The organism is Thermomonas carbonis, from assembly GCF_014396975.1.
GTDB lineage: Bacteria > Pseudomonadota > Gammaproteobacteria > Xanthomonadales > Xanthomonadaceae > Thermomonas > Thermomonas carbonis.
Genome location: NZ_CP060719.1, coordinates 2,818,712 through 2,837,957, shown reverse-complemented (window position 1 = coordinate 2,837,957; position 19,246 = coordinate 2,818,712). Strand labels below are relative to the sequence as shown.

The 19,246-nt window shown below is 66.2% G+C and carries 9 protein-coding genes and 1 pseudogene; 1 reads left to right on the top strand and 9 read right to left on the bottom strand.

Features of this window, described 5'->3' with window-relative positions; translation table 11 throughout:
* Window positions 1-10: 10 nt before the first annotated feature.
* From xylA to H9L16_RS13150, 9 genes and pseudogenes are all read right to left on the bottom strand, one after another.
* Window positions 11-1,341, bottom strand: a pseudogene (xylA, locus tag H9L16_RS13190) (xylose isomerase).
* Window positions 1,338-2,870, bottom strand: a complete 1,533-nt coding sequence (gene xylB / locus H9L16_RS13185; protein ID WP_187552123.1) for a xylulokinase — start codon at window positions 2,868-2,870, stop codon at window positions 1,338-1,340. Before xylB ends, xylA begins: the two are co-directional and overlap by 4 nt.
* Complete coding sequence (locus H9L16_RS13180; RefSeq protein WP_187552122.1) at window positions 2,867-5,269, bottom strand: glycoside hydrolase family 95 protein; 2,403 nt, start codon at window positions 5,267-5,269, stop codon at window positions 2,867-2,869. The genes xylB and H9L16_RS13180 overlap by 4 nt, the downstream gene beginning before the upstream one ends.
* An 8-nt stretch (window positions 5,270-5,277) precedes the next feature.
* Window positions 5,278-8,097 carry a TIM-barrel domain-containing protein gene (locus H9L16_RS13175; protein WP_187554191.1) on the bottom strand — a complete coding sequence of 940 codons (2,820 nt, stop codon included), beginning with the start codon at window positions 8,095-8,097 and terminating at the stop codon, window positions 5,278-5,280.
* Between the two features lie 25 nt (window positions 8,098-8,122).
* Window positions 8,123-9,742, bottom strand: coding sequence for a DUF5597 domain-containing protein (locus H9L16_RS13170; RefSeq protein ID WP_187552121.1), 1,620 nt, complete (start codon window positions 9,740-9,742; stop codon window positions 8,123-8,125).
* Between the two features lie 10 nt (window positions 9,743-9,752).
* Window positions 9,753-11,666 (bottom strand): sialate O-acetylesterase, encoded by a 1,914-nt coding sequence (locus H9L16_RS13165; protein ID WP_187552120.1) that lies wholly within the window; start codon window positions 11,664-11,666, stop codon window positions 9,753-9,755.
* Window positions 11,663-13,882 (bottom strand): beta propeller repeat protein, encoded by a 2,220-nt coding sequence (locus H9L16_RS13160; protein ID WP_229796462.1) that lies wholly within the window; start codon window positions 13,880-13,882, stop codon window positions 11,663-11,665. Before H9L16_RS13160 ends, H9L16_RS13165 begins: the two co-directional genes overlap by 4 nt.
* Before the next feature lie 218 nt (window positions 13,883-14,100).
* Window positions 14,101-17,058, bottom strand: coding sequence for a TonB-dependent receptor (locus tag H9L16_RS13155; RefSeq protein WP_229796461.1), 2,958 nt, complete (start codon window positions 17,056-17,058; stop codon window positions 14,101-14,103).
* A 192-nt stretch (window positions 17,059-17,250) separates the two neighbouring features.
* On the bottom strand, window positions 17,251-18,225 hold the full coding sequence (locus H9L16_RS13150) for a LysR substrate-binding domain-containing protein (RefSeq protein WP_187552119.1): 975 nt from the start codon (window positions 18,223-18,225) through the stop codon (window positions 17,251-17,253).
* 277 nt (window positions 18,226-18,502) lie between these two features.
* On the opposite strand from H9L16_RS13150, the gene H9L16_RS13145 reads away from it, so the two are divergent.
* The gene (locus tag H9L16_RS13145) at window positions 18,503-19,243 is read left to right on the top strand and encodes an SDR family oxidoreductase (protein ID WP_187552118.1); all 741 of its coding nucleotides are present in this window, start codon (window positions 18,503-18,505) and stop codon (window positions 19,241-19,243) included.
* Window positions 19,244-19,246 lie beyond the last annotated feature (3 nt).

Here is a 19,246-nt window from a genome sequence, read left to right as displayed (position 1 = left end):
TTGGCCGCGGTCAGCGCAGCAGGTATTGGTTGAGCAGGTTCTCGTAGCGTTCCTGCTTGCCGCTGGCCTGGGTCGGTTCGCCGTTGCGGAGTGCCAGCGCATGCAGGTCGGCCAGCGAGAGCGTGCCGTCCTCGAACGCCTTGCCCTTTCCTGCATCGAAGCTGGCATAGCGTTGTGTGCGCCAGCTTTCCCACGGAGAGTCGTTGAGCAGGCCATGGGCGACTTCCAGCCCGCGTGCGAACGCGTCCATGCCGCCGACGTGGGCGATGAACAGGTCTTCCATGTCGGTGGACTCGCGGCGCGGCTTGGCATCGAAGTTCAAACCACCGACCAGCCCGCCCTGGCGCAACACCACCAGCATCGCGCCGACGGTGTCGTACAGGTCGGTCGGGAACTGGTCGGTGTCCCAACCGTTCTGCGCGTTGCCGCGGTTGGCGTCGATGCTGCCAAGCAGGCCGTGGTCGCTGGCGACCTGCAGGTCGTGTTCGAAGGTGTGGCCGCTCAAGGTGGCGTGGTTCGCTTCGATGTTGAGCTTGAAGTCGTCCTGCAGGCCGTGGTCCTTGAGGAAGCCGGCAACGGTGGCGGAATCGAAGTCGTACTGGTGCTTCATCGGTTCCATCGGCTTGGGTTCGATGAAGAAGCTGCCGGTGAAGCCGATGCTGCGGCCGTAGTCGCGGGCCATGGTCAGGAAGCGCGCGAAATGATCGAGCTCGCGCTTCATCATCGTGTTGTGCAGGCTGGCATAACCTTCGCGGCCGCCCCAGAACACGTAATGCTCGCCGCCGAGCTCGACAGTGGCGTCGATGGCGTTCTTGACCTGCACCGCCGCGCGGGCGACCACGTTGAAGTCCGGGTTGGTCGATGCACCGTTCATGTAGCGCGGATGCGAGAACAGGTTCGCGGTGCCCCACAGCAGCTTGACCCCGGTCGCCTGCTGGCGCTCTTTCGCCAAGGCAACCATGTGCTTGAGGTTCTTCTCGTACTGGCCGATGTCGTCGGCGTCGGGGCCAGGTCGATGTCGTGGAAGCAGTAGTACGGCACGCCGAGCTTGGTGAAGAACTCGAACGCGGCATCGACCTTGGCCTCGGCGGTGGACATGGCGGTGCCGGTGTCCCACGGGAAGTGCCGCGTGCCCGGCCCGAAGGGATCCGCGCCGGCATTGCAGAAGGTGTGCCAGTAGCAGACCGCGAAGCGCAGGTGCTCGCGCATGGTCTTGCCGCCGATCACCTTGTTGGCGTCGTAGGCCTTGAACGCGAGCGGATTGTCCGAGCCCTTCCCTTCGAACGGGATCCGGCCGATGCCGGGGAAATATTCGCGGTTGCCGATGAAGAGGTTGCTCATGCTGCGATCCTTGCGGGGGCTGGCTCGATGGAAGACGACGCGGCGGCGTCAGCGCGCACCGCATCGAGGTAATGGAGGAAGCGCTGGTACGCGGCCGCGTAGGCATCGCCATTGCGCCTGTCGGGACGTGCCGCACGCGCGGGATCCATGCCGACGTGTTCGGCGCAGACGCTTGCGGGGGTGACGCCCTCGCCCGCCGCCCGCCGCACTGCCCACAGCGCCTGCAGGGCCGCGCCGAACGCCGCGCCTTCGACCTGCCACGGCACCTGCACCGGCAGGCCGAACACATCGGCGACCAGTTGCCGCCACTGCGCGCTGTTGGCGCCGCCACCGGTCAGGACGATGCCCTCGAAGGCCATGCCCGCGCGCACGAAGGCATCGAAGCCGTACTTGAGGCTGAAGGTCGCGCCTTCCATCGCCGCGCGATACATGTGTGCGGGCGTGGTGTTGGCGACATCCATGCCATGCCACGACGCGCGCGCATGCGGCAGGTTCGGCGTGCGTTCGCCGTTGAAGAACGGCAGCAACGTGAGTCCGTCCGCGCCGGGTATCGTCGCCGCGATGTGCGCATCGCCGTCGCGGGTGGAGAAGCCGGCGAGCCTGGCCACGGCCTCGGTGGCGACGGTGCAGTTCATCGTGCAGATCAGCGGCAGCCAGCCGCCGGACGAGGAACAGAACGCGGCCCACTCGCCGGCATCGCTGACGACCGGCGTGTCGGAATACGCGAACAACGTGCCCGACGTGCCAAGACTCATCACCAGTCGCCCGGCCGAGACCGCGCCGGTGCCCCAGGCCGCCATCATGTTGTCTCCACCACCGGCGGCGACGCGCACCGTTTCCGGCACGCCGAGCGCCGCCGCTTCGGCGGGGTCGATGGCGAACAACGCATCGGCGGCGACCAGTGTCGGCAGGCATTCGCCGAGGTCGCGACGCGGATCGGTGGCCTCGAGCATCGCAGGCGACCACTCGCGCTTGCGCACATCGAGCCAGCCGGTGCCGGAGGCATCGCCGTGCTCGCAGAAGCGGCGACCGGTGAGGATGTAATTGAGGTAATCGTGCGGCAGCAGGATCGACGCCAGCCGTGCGTATGCCTCGGGCCGATGTTTGCGTGTCCACGGCAACTTGGACGCGGTGTAGCCAGCGAGGATCGGATTGCCGGCACTAGTGATGCACGCACCCGGCCCACCGACCGCGTCCATGATCTGCCCGCATTCCGCGGCGGTGCTGGTGTCGCACCACAGCTTGGCCGGCGCGAGTACGTTGCCATCGGCATCCAGCGCGACGAAACCATGTTGCTGCCCGGACACCGACAACGCGACGATGCGCCGACGCACGGCGGCGTCGATGCGACCGAAGCAGGTGCGCATCGCGTCCGCCCAAGCGGAGGGTTCCTGCTCGCGGCTGCCGTCGTCGCGGCTGTCGAGCGCCAGCGCTTCGCTGGCGCAGGCGACGGCCTGCTTGGTGGCTGGGTCGTAGACCACGACCTTCAGGCTCTGGGTGCCCGCATCGATGCCGGCGTAAAGACTCATGCGCGTACCAGTTGGTTGTTGCGAAGAAGGAGAACAGCGGCTTCGTTGGCCGCCAGTCGAAGTTTCAATGTCGCGTCACCGCAGGCGATCTCGTAATCGCCGCCCTTGTCGCTGCGCAGCACGGCGCGTGCGAGGCGACCGTCCTTCCACGCCAGGTCGACGCCGGCCGCATTGCGCACGCGCAAGCCGCGAACCGATCCGGTGGCCCACGCCTTCGGCAGTGCCGGCAGCAGGAAGACCGTGCCGCCCCAGCTCTGCAGCAGCATCTCGGTGATGCCGGCGGTGCCACCGAAATTCCCATCGATCTGGAACGGTGGATGCGCATCGAACAGATTCGGATACGTGCGCTGCGGCGACAGCAGCATCTGCAGCACCTTGTACGCATGCTCGCCATCGCGCAGGCGCGCCCACAGGTTCAACCGCCACGCGGTGCCCCAACCCGTGGCCTCGTCGCCGCGGATTTCCAGTGAGCGCTTCGCCGCCGCCGCGAGTTGAGGGGTGTCGCGCATGTTGATCTGACTCGAGGGATGCAGCGCATACAGGTGCGAGACGTGCCGATGCTGCATTTCCGGGGCCTGCATGTCCCAGTCCTGCTGCCATTCCTGCAACTGCCCGGCCTTGCCGATGCGATGCGGCGGCAGGCGCTCGCGCAGGTCGGCGAGTTGTTTTGCGAAGCCGGCATCGACACCGAGCAACGCGCTCGCTTCGATGCACTGCCCGAACAGGTCGCGCAGCAGTTGCGCATCCATCGACGGTCCGGCGCACAGTGCGGCGCCGAACGGATGGCGGTTCTCCGGTGAGATCGACGGCGCGGTGACCATCGCGTTGGTGTTCGGATCTTCCATCAGTGTCGCCGCGAAGAATTCGGCGGCGCCCTTGAACAGCGGATACACCTTGCGCAGGTAGGCGGGATCGCGGCCGTAGTCCCAACGATCCCACAACTGCTGCAACAACCACGCGCCACCCAGCGGCCACATGCCCCACTCCGCTCCATCGATCGGCGCGGTCTGTCGCCAGAGGTCGGTGTTGTGGTGGGCCACCCAGCCGGGCGCGCCGTACATCGCCTTGGCCGTGCGCGCGCCCTGCCCTGCCAGCTCGAACAACATGCGTTCCAGCGGCTCCACGCATTCGTACAGCGCATTGGCCTCGCTCGGCCAGTAGTTCATCTCGGTGTTGATGTTGATCGTGTACTTGCTCTCCCACGGCGGCGCGAGCAGGTCGTTCCAGATCCCCTGCAGGTTCGCCGGCTGGCTCCCCGGCAAGGAACTGGCGATCAAGAGATACCGGCCGAACTGGTGGTAGAGCGCGGCGAGCTGCGGGTCCTTGCCCTCGCCGAAGCGCGCCACGCGCTCGTCGGTGGGCAGTGCCGCGATGACGGGATCGCTGCCGCCGAGGTCGATCGCTACGCGCCGGAACATTGACTGGTGTGCTGCAACGTGAGCAACGCGCAATGAAGCCCAGGACTTGCCTGCGGCCTTGTCGAGTTGCGCGCGGGTGATCGATTCCGGATCGCCCGAGACATCGTCGAAGCGTTTGTAGCTGGTCGCCGCAGTCAGCAGCAGCACGACCTCGTCGGCATCGCGCACTTCGATGCGGTCGCCGTGATGACGCAGGCGGCCGCCGGTCGCCAGCACGCGCAGGCGCAACGCAAAGCGCAACTTGCCATCGATGCCGAACGCGGCCTGGTTGCGGCCGTGCAGGAGCAGGCCCGCGTCGCCATCGGCAACGACAGTCGCGTCCGGCTGGTCGCTGTCGAGGCCGATGCGCAGCGAGATGCGCCTAGCCTTGTCGCCCGACAGCCGCACTGCGATGCATTGGTCGACCGGCGAGACGAGCACTTCGCGACGATGCTGCAGGCCGCGTGCCTCGAAGGCGGACAGCGCCACCCCCGTATCGAGGTCGAGCTCGCGACGGTAGCCATTGGTCTCGGAGACTTCGAAGAAATCGAGCACCAGGTCGCCGAGCGGCTGGTACGGCATCTGCTTCTTCGGCGTGGCCATCATCGTGGCGTTGGCCAGCGCCTCCGCTTCGGCGTACTGGCCCGAGAACAGCAGGCGGCGCACTTCCGGCAATGCGGCCAGCGCGCCGGGCGGCGTCGGATCGTAGGGACCGCCGGCGTACAGCGTGTCTTCGTTGAGCTGGATCCGCTCGTGCTTCGCGCCGCCCCAGACCATCGCGCCGAGGCGGCCGTTGCCGAGCGGCAAGGCCTCGACCCACTGTGTTGCTGGTCGGCGGTACCAAAGCCGCAGCGCAGCCGCCACGGCTGCATCGACATCAGGATTCGCCGATGGAGTCGTGCCATGACCGGCCGGAATGGCCTCAGCCAACGACACGCCACTGCCGCCGATCGCGGCAAGCGCCGCGGTGGCCTTGAGCAATGTGCGCCGGCTCAGTGACACCTGGTACCTCAGCGCTTCTTCACCACGAGCGGCTTGCCGTCGTAGCGGACGCTGGTATCGGCCTTGGGTTCGACCGCGCCGGCATCCGCACGCGGGCCATCGATGAAGCGCACGTGGATCTCGCGACCGGCCTGCATGCCGGGATACCCGCCTTCGCGCGCGCCGATGGCCAGCTCGCCGCTGCGCTGGTTCCAGGTGAGCGGGATGCGACTGAACTCGCCACGCTCGTAGCCGTAGTCGCGGCCGGCATCCTCGTACAGCGAGAAGCTGCCGTCGGCGCCGGTGTAGACGTCTATCGTCAGCGGCGCGTTCGGTTGTTCGTCCACGTACTGCTGGACCACGGTGCGCGGCACGATGGCGCCGGCACGCACGAACAGCGGCATGCGCGCGAGTGGCGCGGCGGCCTCGATGGTCTGGCCGCCGTCGAAGCGCTTGCCGGTCTCGAAATCGAACCAGCTGCTGCCGGCCGGCAGGTACACCGGTCGGCTCGTCGCCTTGAACGTGGTCACCGGCGCGACCAGGAAGGCCGGGCCGAACAGGTACTGGTCGGCGATGTCGCGGACCTTGGGATCGTCCGGGAAATCCAGCGCCAGCGTGCGCAGGATGGTGCCGTCCTTGTGCCAGGTGTCGCCGGCCAGGGTGTAGATGTACGGCAGCAGCGAGTAACGCAGCTTCAGGTAATGCACGAAGCTGTCCTGTTCCGGGGTGCCGTCCGGCGCGAGTTCCCAGATCTCCCGGTACGGATACTGGCCATGCAGGCGGAACACCGGCACGAACGCGCCGTGCTGGAACCAGCGCAGGCTGAGCTCGCGCCACTCCGGCACATGCGCCGGGTCCTTGTCGACGTAGCGCTGCTCCGGCGAAAAGCCGCCGATGTCGAAGCTCACGTTCGGCGCGCCCGCCATCGAGGCATTGACCAGGCCGGAGATCTGCTCGCGCAGGTCGTCCCAGCGCGGCACGATGTCGCCGCTCCAGAACGCTGCGCCGGCGCGCTGCTGGCCGGCGAAGAACGCACGCGACAGGATGAACACGCGCTTGTCCGGATCGACCTCGCGCGAGCCGCGATACACGCCCTCCGAATGCGCCAGCGGATAGCTGTTGAAGTATTCGACCGAGGAACCGAGCGCGGTCGGCGTGGTGCGCGCCTTGCGCTCGCCGATGTCGAGGTTGCTGTGCAGGTCGGGCTCGCTGGCATCCAGCCACCAGGCATCGAAGCCCTTGCTGTTGAGCTTCTCGTTCATCTGCCGCCAGAAGATGTCCTGGGCTTTCTTCGCGTACGGGTCGTAGAACGAATTGAGGTAACCCTTGCCGATCCAGTCGACCTCGCCCACCTCGATGTTGCGCTTGTACATGAAGCCGGCGGCGTCGAGTTCCTTGTAGTTTTCCGTGGTCGGGTAGAACTTCGGCCATACCGAAATCATGATCTGCGCGTTGCGGTCGTGCACGTGCTTCACCATGCCCTCCGGATCGGGGAAATTCTTCGCGTCGAAATCGTGCGAACCCCAGGCGTTCTCCGGCCAGTACGACCAGTCCAGCACGATGGCGTCGATCGGCAGCTTGCGGCGGCGGTATTCGTCCAGCGCGCCGGTCAGTTCGCCCTGGGTCTTGTAGCGTTCGCGGCTCTGCCAGAACCCATACGACCACTTCGGCAGCAGGGTCGCCTTGCCCGTGAGCTGGCGATAGCCGGCGATCACGTCGTCGCCATCCTCGCCGGCGACCACGTAGTAATCGATCATCTGCGCGGCTTCGGACCAGATCGACAGATCCGTCGCCTCGGCCTTCGGCAGCGGATCGCGATGCAGCAGCGCGATGTAGGCAGGCTCGATGCGATCCCACTCGACGCGGATGTCGTGCTGTTCGCCGGCCTTCATTTCCAGCGCGAACTCGTGGTGCCACGGGTTCCAGTTCTGCCGCCAGCGGTCGATGACCAGCTTGCCGTCGATGTACACCTTCGCGTATTCGCTGTTGTACAGCGAGAACGTGTGGCGGCCATCGCTGCGCGCGGCGACCTTGCCGACCCAGGTCACATCGCTGCGCCCGCCCTGGGCCAGGCTCTTGCCGGCCTCGGGGAAGGCCGTGAGGTCATTGATGTACTGGTAGTTGATCGCGGATTCGCGGCGCTCGACCGTCTGCTTGCCGCCGACCCCGTAGCGCGCGGTCAGCGCGCCCTTGTTGCCGTCGGCATCGAACAGGTCGAGCGTGGTGCCCAGCGGCTGCAGGCCGCGTGGATCGCCGTAGCGGGTGATCGAATTGTTGTCCCAGAGGATGCCGTAGCCCCGCGTGGACAGCAGGTACGGGATCGCGTTGTCGATGTTGTGCTGGAGCAGTTCGACGTCGCGGCCCTTGAGGTTCATCCAGCCCTGCTGGTGCAGGCCGGTGCCGTATTGCCCTTCGCCGTCCTGCGATTCGAAGCGCTGGCGCACGCTGTAGTACGGCGTGCCTTCGAACTCGGTTGCGATGAACTCGCGCGCGCCATCGACTTCGGACAGCAGCGGCTTGCCGGCCTTGTCGAAGAAGCGCACCTGGCCATCGCGCAGCGAGACCTCGGCGGCGATTCCGCTTGCCTGCAGGCGCACGCTTTCCTTGCCCTCGACCAGCTTGAACGCAGGCGTGCCACTGACCGGCACGCGCATCAGGCTGGCACTGCGGGCGAAGTCGCCATCCAGGTCCGCACTGACGCGGACGATGCGGTCGTTGACCAGCTGCAGGCGGACGTCGGCGGCGCTGGCATCGGCCGGCCGCACGATCACGCCATCTGCTTGCTTCTCGATGGTCTGTGCCATCGCCATCGCCGGCAACAGGGCCAGTGCCAGCACGTTCAATCGCATGACTCGCTTCACGTTCGCTCCTCGCTCAATAGCTGGCCAGCTTCACCCGCAACAACTGGGTGGCGCTGGAAAAATTCAATCCGTAGTCGGTCTGGTCGCCGTTCCAGCGGCGCCGGAACACCCACTTGCCATCGACGTCGTAGGTGCCTTCGTCCACGTACTCGTAGATCTGCCGGTCGCCGCGCTTCGGTTCCGACGCGTTGATGTTGATCCGCGCATGCGCGCCGGTGACCAGGAATTCGTCCGGACCGATCTGCACGACAAGCGCACGGCCGATCGGCTGCGGGTTGCCCGGCGGCTCGCCGGTGAACCAGAACTGCGGCACGCCGTAGGTCACCACCATGTTCCAGCGCTCGTCGATCTTCAGCGTCTGCACCGGCTTGCCCGGCTGTTCCGCGGTGCCACGCACCTTGCCGTCGAAACTCGCCTGCGCGATCAGCCGAGCGGCCGGTGCGACCAACCGATAGTTCAGCGCGAAGTCTTCCAGCGTCTCCGGGGTCATCGCCTTGGCACCGAGCGGCCAGTTCGAATACTTCGAGAAATCGATGCCGAACGGCGACCAGCCGATCGCCTGTTCGCCCAGCGCGGAGAAGAAATAGCGTGCGTACTCTTCGCGGTTGCCGGTTTCGGACACGAACAGCGCATTGTCCGGGCGCGAGTAGCGCTCCAGCACCGTGGTGTAGTGCGTGTACTCCGGCATGTAGATGTCCGGCGTCAGCGCATCGATGTGCGGGGCCGCGGCCTTGTAGATGTCCAGCACGTTGTCGGTCGGGCCGCCGCTGGCGTACTGACCGGGCTGGCCCGGGTTGAACGGCCCGCGCAGGGCAGCGTTGATGTACATCGGCAGCGGATATTCCGCCTTGCCGGCTTCGGCGACCTGGTCGATGAAGCGCGCGATGTGCCAGGCATGGAAGAACTCATCGGCATCGGCGCCGAACACCTGCTTCCACGTGCCCGGTCGCTTGCCGAGTTTCGCCAGCAATGCCTGCGGTACCGCGGAGTCGAACTGCTTCTGCGCGAGCGGCGAGAAGTCCCGCACGCCGCCGTAGGTGCCGGGCTCGTTCTGCGGCTGCACCATGATCACGGTGCGCTGTAGGTCGACCTGCTTCAGGTGCCGCATCAACCGGGCGAAGGCCTTGCGGTCGGCATCCAGCGTCGCCTGTGCGTGCGGCGACATCGAATTGAGCGTGCGGCCGTCGGCGGTGATCACGCGCGGGAAGCGGGTGTTGTCCAGCTTCACCCATGCCGGCGCATAGTTGGGGCCGTTGTTCTTCCATGTCGCGAACCACAGCAGCACCAGTCGCACCTTGTTCGCGCGCGCCTGCGCCAGCAAGGTGTCGACGAAGGAAAAGTCGAACCTGCCCTCCTCCGCTTCGACCTGCTCCCATGCGATCGGCACCATCACCGTATTCGGCTTGAGCATGTCGATGGCCGGCCAGACATCGTCGAGTGCAGCCGGGTAGTTGCTGGAATTGTTGACCTGCGCACCCAGCACCAGGAACGGCGCACCATCCACCAACAAGGCATGACGGCCGTCCTTCGTGACCACCTTCGGGATCGGCGCGGTCTGCGCATTCGCAGGCAACGCCAACGCCATCGCGCATGCGAGCAGGCTGGCGTGGAAAATTCGGCTTGCAGTCTTCATGCGTGGTTCCTCACCAGTCGTCGCTGCGGAAAGGCGATGCCGGCAGGCCCGCGCTGTTCACCAGATCGGCATCGCCGGCATCGTCGCGCCAACCGTAGCGCACGGCGACCGGCGTCACGACGGAATCGCTGTGCACCACGACGCGATCTCCGTCGATTCGCGCACGCGCCGGATGGAACACGCGATCCGCGCCTGCCATTTGGAATCCGCGCACATCATGGCCACCGCCGCGTGCCACCAGTACCGCGCCGCCTGTGTCGAAGTCGACGATCGCCGCATGGTCGGCGAACCGCAGGCCACGCCGCATCGGCCCGCGATGCACCAGCGATTCGCCATAGGCGACCGCCCGTGCGGCCAGTGCCAGCCGCTCGCCGACATCGCGCTTGTTGCGCGGATGGATGTCCTTGCGGTCGCCGATGTCGATCGTTACCACTTGCGCGGTGGCCGGCAATGCCAGCGTGGCGGACTGCGATTCGCGCAACACCGACCACGGACTTTCGCCGGGCGTGTCTGCGCCGGAACCGAAGCTGGCCAGTTGCACCCACAGGAACGGCATCGACGGTGCCTGCCACTGCGTGCGCCACTGCTGGATCATCGCCGGAAACAGCGTGCGGTAGCGCAGCGATTCGGCCACCGCGTACGCATTGGATTCGCCCTGGTACCAGATCGCGCCGCGCAACGCATACGGCTGCAGCGGATGGATCATCGCGTTGTACAGCAGCGTCGGGAACTGGTTCTTGTTGTCGTCGGCCGGGACCAGCCGCGCATCGGCGATGCGGAAGCGCCATTCGCCGTCGAGCGGGCGACGCGAGCCGTCGGCCAGTTGCACGTGGAGTTCGGACGCGACGCCATGCACGCCGCCACCGCCGCCGAGGTCGGTGACCTTCACCGCGACCTCGTTGCGGCCGGCATGCAATGCCGACGCCGGCACCGCATACGCGCGCGGCAGGTTGTATTGCAGCGTGGTCTGGCCGACCTGCACGCCGTTGACCCACGTCGTGTCGGAATCGTCGATGCGGCCGACGGCCAGCGTCACCCCCGCCTTCGCTTCGGCCGCGCTGAGGTTGAAGGCGGTGCGATACCAGGCGACGCCATCGATGATCGCCCAGCCCTGCGATTCCCAGATGCCCGGCACCTTGATCGAGGCCCACGTCGATGTGTCCAGGCCCGGTGCCTGCCAGCCGCTGTCGTCGGCGCGACTTTCCGGCCATTGCGCCAGTCGGCGTCGTGCCTCGGCGGTGGCGCGTTCGTCGTCGGCGCGTGCCTTGCGCTCGGCTTCGAACGAATCCGCCGGATTCAGCCCCTGCGTGGGCGCATCCATCCAGGCCTCGATGCGGCTGCCGCCCCAGGTGCTGTCGATGATGCCGATCGGCACGTCGGTCGCCTTGCGCAGTTCGACCGCCATGTAGTACGCGGCGGCGGAGAACTGGCCGACCGATGCCGGAGATGCCGACACCCATTCCCCACCCTGCAACTGCCATTGCGGCGTGCTGGACCAGGATTTCGGGATCTTGAAATGGCGGATCAGCGGATCGTTGGCGGCAGCGATGGCGGCGTCCGCATCATCGGTCTGCGACAGCGGCCATTCCATGTTGGATTGCCCGCTGGCCAGCCAGACGTCGCCGACCAGCACGTCATCCAACTCGACCGGTGCGCTGCCGTCGTCGATACGCATCTTCAATGGGCCGCCCGCAGCGTGCGCCGACAGCGTCACGCGCCAATTGCCCTTCGCGTCGGCGACCGCAGACACAGGCTTGCCGCCGAAGGTCACTACGACCTTCGCGCCCGGCGTGGCACGACCCCAGACCGGGATCGGCTGGTCGCGCTGCAGGACCATGCCATCGCTGAACATGCGGGGCAATTCGACCGCGTGTGCGGAGGGCGTGCCGGCCAGCAACATCGCGAGTACGAACGTGCGTGTCATTGCGGATCTCCGTACCAGATGCCACGACCTTCGGTGCCGAAGTACACCCGCCCGTGCACGCGCGGATCGCCGGTGACGTGGCGGATCATGCCGGCGAAACGATGCGCATCGTCATCGATGCGCCGCCAGCGCTTGCCGCCGTCATCGGAGCGATGCAGGCCCTGGGTGCCGCCGACCTTGCCGTACACGAACAGCACCGGCGGATCGCCCGCCTTCGCCGATGCGCCCAAGCCAAGCGACGTCGCGTTGTCCACGCCGGCAATGCGCGTCAGCTTGCCCGGCGACCAGTGCAACAGGCCGCGCCAGGCGGCCGCGATCCACACGCCACCGCGCGGGTCCGGTCGCAGTTCGGCGCGGATCCAGTCGCCCACTGCGCCGGTGGTTCCGCGCGCTTCGGTGAATTCGGTGCCGCCGTCGCCGCTGATGTAGAGCTTGCCGGTGCTCGCGTCGTAAGCGTAGTAGAGGGCGGGCTGCACGCCATCGGCTTCGACCACCGCGGTCTTCGGCAATCCCTGCACGGCCTGCCAGCGGCCGCCGAAATCGGCACTGATCCAGTGCCCGCCCTTGCGCGGATGCCAGATCACCCGCGCGCCATCGGCAGCGATGGTGATCTTCCCTGCGCCCTCGCCGTCCGGCGGTTCGCTGGCGAATGCGGTCCAGCTGTGGCCGCCATCGCGCGACCACGCGGCGCGGACTGCGCCTGCGGGGCGGTCATGGAAGTGGCCCGCGCGCACCATCGTCGATGGCTGCTGGCCGGCCATCGCCAGGCTTTCGGTATTGGAGAAACGGACGCCGGCGAAGCGCGGCTGGCCGATGTCCAGGTCATCGTGAACGAAGCCGTCGATATCGCCCAGACCGCTGACCAGATGCGGGCCCTGCGGTGGGCTGAGCAATGCCAGCGGTACGGTTTCTTCCAGGCCGCGCATCGGGAATTCCCATTGCACCGCTGCGCCGCCGTCGAACGCCCGCGCATTGCGCGATGCCCACGCGCCATAGCCGGTGACGAACCAGACCCGATCCGGATCGTGCGGATCGATCTCGACATCGCCCATCCAGTGCGGGGAGCTGTCCGCGGTCCATGGCGCGTTGCTGCGGTCGTACTGCGATCCCGCGAGCATCGGCTTCCAGGTCTTGCCGCCATCGACGCTGCGCATGACCTCGTCGCCGGGCGAAAAGCGATTGAACGTCGTCGCCACGATCACATCGGCATTGTTCGCATCCACCGACACCGCCCCCCAGCCAAAGCCGTCGCCTTGCCGGTCGGTCGATTGCGCCAGCGGACTGATGTCGGTCCATGATCCATCGGCAGGATCGAAGCGCCAGAGCGCGCCATTGTTCATGGTGTTGGGGCCGGGCTCGTCGCCGTAGCTCAGCAGCCAGCGACCGCGCGCGTCGCGGATCATGTGGTTGGGACGCAAGCCAGTCGGCTGGCCAGGGATCGCCTGCCAATTCGCGCCAGCGTCGAGCGAGCGGAACAGGCTGGTTTCGCGGGTAGAGACGCCTGCATACAGGGTGCGCGAGGCCTTGTCCTTGTTGCCGCTTGCCGGATCGAAGGCGACGAACGCGATGCCCACCGGCCGCAGCCCGTTCCACGACGTGACTGCCGCGGAATCGGATTTCGCGACCGCCGGGAACATCGTCATCTCGCGCCACGTCGCGCCGTCGTCGCCGCTGCGCCACAGGCCGTTCGCGCGTGTGCCGAACAACAAGACGCGGCCATCGTTCGGATCCACTGCGAGGCGCTCGCCGTTGCCGCGTCCCTGCTCGTTGCCGCCGAGCTTGAACGGCAGGGTTGCTCGTTCGAAGGTGTCGCCGCCATCGGACGAACGCAGGATCACCCCGTCGCTGCCGCGCTCATTGAGATAGGTACCCGCCGCGATGTAGAGCTTCGAGGCATCGGCAGGATCGACCGCGATGCTCTCCACGCCGAAGCGGCCCTTGTCCGCTTCCGGCATCCAGTCCAGCAACGGTTGCCAGCGCTTTTCACCGGAATTCCAGCGGTAGGCACCGCCGATGTCGGTGCGTGCGAAGAGCACGTCTTCCTGCGCGGGATGGAATACCAGCCCGGTGATGAAGCCGCCGCCACCGATGGCGACATTCTTCCAGCGATAGGCCGGTGGATCGGCTGCCAACACATCGGCGACGAAGACGTTCGCGAGCAGCGACCCGAGCAGCAGGGCGGCAAGCCCCTGCATCCGCGGGCGCATCATCGTCATCGCCAGCATTCGCGGCGCGCGAATGACGGGCGGGAGATGGAGAACGCGGGGCGGAATTCGTGCATCGCATGCTCCCGTTCGGTTGCAGGGTGGGTGCGCCATGCAGGAGCACCCGTGTGGCAAGGAAGGCTTGGCCCTTGGGGGCTGCGTCCGCCGTGGGGGGGGGCGGGGGAAATCGTCTGGCAGGAAGGGGGCACGCCCCTCCCCGCCTTCACCGATCAGAACGTCAACCGCAGCGTGGCCGCGTAACGACGGTCATTGACGTACCACGACGTCGTGCGACGACCCGCGCCGTTCTGGTCCATGATCGTGCGCTGTTCGGCATTGTTGAGGTTGTTCATCTCCAGGCCGACCTGGATGTTGTCGGTGATCTTGTAGAAGATCGAGCCGTCCAGCTGGCCGTAGCTGTCGCTGTACACCGGCAGTTTCCAGGCGATGCCGCCGTCGCCGCCGTTGTAGCCGTTCGGGCCGATCGACAGCAGGTATTCGCTGCGCCAGTTGTAGGCCAGGCGGATCTGCCACGGACCCTTTTCGTAGAACCCGGCGAGGTTGTACGAGTTCTTCGACAGGCCATCCGCCGGCAGGACGCCGAAGGTCGAGGCGTCGGTATCGAGCGGCTGCGTGTCCAGGTTGTTCGGCACGCTGGTCGAGCTCTTGATGTAGGTGTAGTTCGCCGACATGCCGAAACCGTCGAACGGCGCCGGCAGGAAATCGAAGAACTGGTTCCAGCCGATTTCCGCACCCTGGATCTTCGCCGTGCCGACATTCACCGGACGGGTGATCAGGTAGTCGTAGTCGTTGCCGTCCACGCCCGGGTACGTGACCAGCGATGACTGGCGACGGAAGTAGTCGCTGACGCCCTTGTGGAACAGGTTGACCCAGGCCATGCCGCCCTTGTCCGGATCGAAGTACCACTCCAGCGACAGGTCGAACTGGTTGGCCTTCATCGGGGTCAGGTACGGGTTGTCGAACGAGCTGCCGGTCAGGTCGAGTTGTTCGATCGGGACAGAGGTTGTGCCCTCCGGCGGCGTGTAGCCCGATTTCACGGCGGCATTCAGGATCTGGTACGCCTGCATGTCGCTGAAGGCCGGCCGTGCGATGGCCTTGGACGCGGCGAAGCGCAGGATGATGTTCTTGCTCGGTTCCCACTTCACATTCACGCTGGGAAGCACGTCGGTGTAGGAATTGCTGGCGCTGATCGCTTCGGTCTGGCCCGCGCCGAGGTATGGCGCCAGCGCGAGATTCGGATAGATCAGGAAACCACTGGCGTTGTTCTCGGTACGGACCACGCGCACGCCGATGTTGCCTTCGATGAAGGCCTCATCGAAGCCGAAGTTGAGCATCGCGTAGGCGGCCTTGGTCTTCTCGCCCTGCAGGTTGGTGCGCGAGGCGTCCATCGGTGTCGTGGTGTAATTGCAGTATTGGCCATAACCGCAATCGTTGATGAAGTACGGGATGGCGGCATCGTGGATGGCCTCATAGCTGCCCGGGAAGCCGAGCGCCAAGGCAAGGTTCGGGGCGAAGAACGCACCTGGCGTGTTGGCGCCTCCGCGGTAGAAGTTCTGGAACGTGTTGAGGTTGACCTGGCTCTGGTTGATCGTACCGTTCAAGTCCAGCGGCGGCATTGCCCCGCCCGGTATCGCCCATCCCTGCATCCAGGTCTGGAACACCGGCTTCCAGTTGTAGCCGGTGTCGATGCTGGTCGCATCGCGGTCGGTCATGCGCACGCCGAACTTGATCGAGCGGAACACCCCGCTGTCGAAGCTGTGCTTGAGGTCGGCGCGGAACGCCAGTTCCTTGGCGACGTTGTCGTCCTGGTGGTCCATGGTGAACCCCCAGTAGTAATTGTCGGGATTCGCGGTGAACTCCTCGCTGACACCGATCGAAGGCACGCCGCCGCTGACGTCGACATCGATGTAGGGCACGTTGACGCCCAGCGAGACCGTGGAATCCAGGCTGTTGGTGTTCGCCTTGATGTACTGCAGTTCGGTGGAGAATTCGGTGGCGTCGGTCAGCAGCCACTTGAGGCCGAACGAGAAATCGGTGGTCTTGGACTTGCGGTGCGAGGCGCGGATGTCGGTACCCATCGGCACGCCGCCGCTCTGGGTGAGGCGACCGGACTTGAAGACATCGCCTTCGAGTTCATACGGCTGGCTCGCATCGATGCTCACTTGCAGCGGGTCGTTGGAGACGAAGATCGCGTCCTCGTACCAGAGCTCGTCGTACTTGCTCTGGAAGGCGGTGGCGAAGAGCTCGAGATCGGCGTTGGGACGCCACTGCAGGGCCACGTAGGCACCATCGCGCTTGCGCTCGTATTCCAGCGTGCGCCAGTCCGCACCGCGCGGCAGCCACAGGGCTTCGTTGCTGCCGTTGCCGTCCAGGTCATTGTTGGAATTGCGGAAGAACGGCCGCACGAACAGGCCATCGGTGCGCGTCGCCAGCTCCGAATGCGCGATATCGACCAGGATGCCAAATTCGCCGCCGCCCTCGGTCTTCCAGCGATTGCTGTAGAGGCCGGAGATCGAAGGCTTCCATTCCTTGATGAAGTCGCCGTAGTTGCCGCTCATGCTGGCACCGATCTTCTGGCCCTCGAAGTCGAAGGGCATGAAGGTGCGCAGGTTGACCGTGCCGCCCAGGCCGCCTTCGATCATGTCGGCTTTCTGGTTCTTGAACACGTCCACGCCGGCCATCAGCTCGGACGGCACGTCGCCGAAGCTCAGGCTGCGCCCGCCGGACGCCGAGAAGCTGTCGCGGCCGTTGAGTTCGGAACGCACCTGGGTCAGGCCACGCACCTGCACACCGCCGCCTTCGGCCGAGAAGTGCTCCGGATCGCCGACCGACAGGAAGCGGTCGATGGTCACGCCGGGGATGCGCGACAGGGTTTCGGTGACGCTGCGGTCGGGCAACGCGCCGATGTCGAGGGCGGTCACCGAGTCGACGAAGGTGTCGGACTCGCGCTTGATGTCCTGCGCTTTCTGCACCGAACCACGGATGCCGGTGACCGTCACCTTGTCGAGGTCCGTCGCCTTCTTGTCGTCCGCGCCAGCGTCCTGAGCCATGGCAGGCGCGGCGATCAGCAGCGCAATGCCCAGCGCCAGCGCCGAACGCCTGAAACCGTGGATGTGGTGGCGATGCGCGCCCCGGCTGGCCGTGGTGCGGCTGTAACGCATTGACATGGTCTTTCCCTCCCAGGAGACATGACAGCGTGAAGATTCGAGTTGTGGCCGCGCGCTATGCGCTCGCGGTGAACCGGTGTCTTTCCGGATGGGCGGACGGGGCTCGAGTCGCAGCATGCCGCCACGGGGAATGCCATACCAATGAAAACTTCGGTCAGAGCTATTCCATAACAAACTAGGTATGGAAAAAGGCTATCCCTGCCTGCCGCGCCCGTGGCCGAGTTCGGGATAGATCCGGCGCGCGGTCGCCCGCAGCGCCTGCAGGACGCGATCGGCACCCGGCGACAGCAGGTGGTCGCGGCGGCGGACGATGCCGAAGTACTCCATCCGCACCCCTAGCTCGATCGGCAGCACCAGCATCTGCCCGGTCTGCAGGTAGGGGCCGACCGATTCGACCGGCAAGGCGGTCAACATGTCGCTATGCCGCAGCAAGTGGATGATCACCGGCAGCGAGGCGGTTTCGACGATGTTCTGCGGCAGCGGCAGGCCATGCTCGAGGAACACCGCATCCAGCCGCGAGCGCAGCACGCTGGCTTCGGGCGGCATGATCCAGCCGTGCTCGGCCAGGTCGGCGTGGCTGATCTTGCCGCGAAGCGCCAGCGGATGGCCGGCGCGCACGATCACCGAGTGCGGCTCGTCGGCGAGTGGCTCGAAATCCAGCTCGGCCGCGCCTTCCGGGCCCATGATGCGGCCGATCACGATGTCCAGCTGGCCATCCAGGAGCTTGGCCACCAGCGGCCGGCTATAGTCCATCTCGACCTTGATCAGGATGTCCGGGAAGTCGCGCTTGACCTCGGCGATGGCCTGCGGAACCAGAGTCGTGCCGGGGTTCACCACCGTGCCGATCGAGGCCTGCCCCATCCGCCCGCTGGCCAGCGCAGCGATCTCGTCGTGGGCGCGGCCGATCTCCGAGAGCGCCGCGCGGGCGCGTCGGATCAGCACCTGGCCGTACCAGGTCGGTTCCACCCCGCGCGCATGCCGGTCGAACAGCGGCACGCCGAGCAGGTGCTCCATCTCCGCCAGCAGCTTGGAGGCCGCCGGCTGGGTCATGTTGGCGGCCTCGGCGGCACGCAGCACCGAGCGCTGCTCGTAAAGGTGGACCAGCAGCAAGAGGTGCCGGGTTTTCAGGCGGGTCGCGCCGAACCAGCTGGTGGAAGGCTGCACCATCGGGAACTCCTGCAACTAAGCTATTCGGTGAACGAATAGGATATGCCTAAAATTTCATTTGTCGTACATACATCGTCACGCGAGGCTATGCCACGCTTCGATGAACGGGCCGGACATGGCCCATTCCCGTGTCGCGGGGGGCATTGGCCATGACAGGCCGGATGCCGCGGCAGCGGGATTCACTGCAGGGAGGACCACCGATGGCGCACTCGCAACTCGACAGCATCGCCAATGCCGTCCCGACCGGCCTCGATGGCTGGCACAGGAGCATCGAGCGATGAGTAGCCGCCTGCAGGGCAAGGTCGCCGTGGTCACCGGGGCTGCCAGCGGCATTGGCGCCGCCACCGCACGATTGTTCGCCAGCGAGGGCGCGTTGGTGGTCGGCCTGGATCGGAACGTCGCGACGACGACCGACGATGTCATCACCCACCAGTTGTGCGACATCACCGATCCCACGGCGGTCGACGCAGCAATCGCCGATGTACTCGCCACGCATGGCCGCATCGATGTGCTGGTTAACAACGCCGGCGCGGACGTGTTCTCCGAGCCGTTGTCTCTCAGCGATGCCGACTGGGAGCGCTGCCTGTCGCTGAACCTGAAAGGTGCCTGGCACCTCTGCCGCGCGGTGCTGCCGGCGATGCTGGCGCAGGGCGCGGGCAGCATCGTCAACATCGCCTCGGTGCACGGGCACAAGATCATCCCCGGCGCGTTTCCCTACCCGATCGCCAAGCACGCGCTCATCGGCATGACCCGTTCGCTCGGCATCGAGTACGCGGCACGCGGCGTGCGGGTCAATTCGATTTCGCCCGGCCTGATCCTGGTGCCGCGCATCGAGGCCTGGTTCGAGCGCGAACCCGGCGCGCGTGAGCGCCAGACCGAGCTGCTGCCGCCCCGACGCATCGGCAGTCCCGAGGAAGTCGCCTACACCGCGCTGTTCCTGGCCAGCGACGAAGCACGCTTCATCAACGCCACCGACATCCTGATCGATGGCGGCCGCACGCAGGTCTACCACGACTGATCC

Excerpts from the sequence above, each read along its gene's own strand:
- H9L16_RS13145 (WP_187552118.1), top strand. The coding sequence starts at position 18,503 with ATGAGTAGCCGCCTGCAGGGCAAGGTCGCCGTGGTCACCGGGGCTGCC.
- H9L16_RS13160 (WP_229796462.1), bottom strand. The coding sequence starts at position 13,882 with ATGACGATGATGCGCCCGCGGATGCAGGGGCTTGCCGCCCTGCTGCTC.
- H9L16_RS13165 (WP_187552120.1), bottom strand. The coding sequence starts at position 11,666 with ATGACACGCACGTTCGTACTCGCGATGTTGCTGGCCGGCACGCCCTCC.
- H9L16_RS13150 (WP_187552119.1), bottom strand. The coding sequence starts at position 18,225 with ATGGTGCAGCCTTCCACCAGCTGGTTCGGCGCGACCCGCCTGAAAACC.
- H9L16_RS13175 (WP_187554191.1), bottom strand. The coding sequence starts at position 8,097 with ATGCGATTGAACGTGCTGGCACTGGCCCTGTTGCCGGCGATGGCGATG.
- H9L16_RS13170 (WP_187552121.1), bottom strand. The coding sequence starts at position 9,742 with ATGAAGACTGCAAGCCGAATTTTCCACGCCAGCCTGCTCGCATGCGCG.
- xylB (WP_187552123.1), bottom strand. The coding sequence starts at position 2,870 with ATGAGTCTTTACGCCGGCATCGATGCGGGCACCCAGAGCCTGAAGGTC.
- H9L16_RS13155 (WP_229796461.1), bottom strand. The coding sequence starts at position 17,058 with ATGTCAATGCGTTACAGCCGCACCACGGCCAGCCGGGGCGCGCATCGC.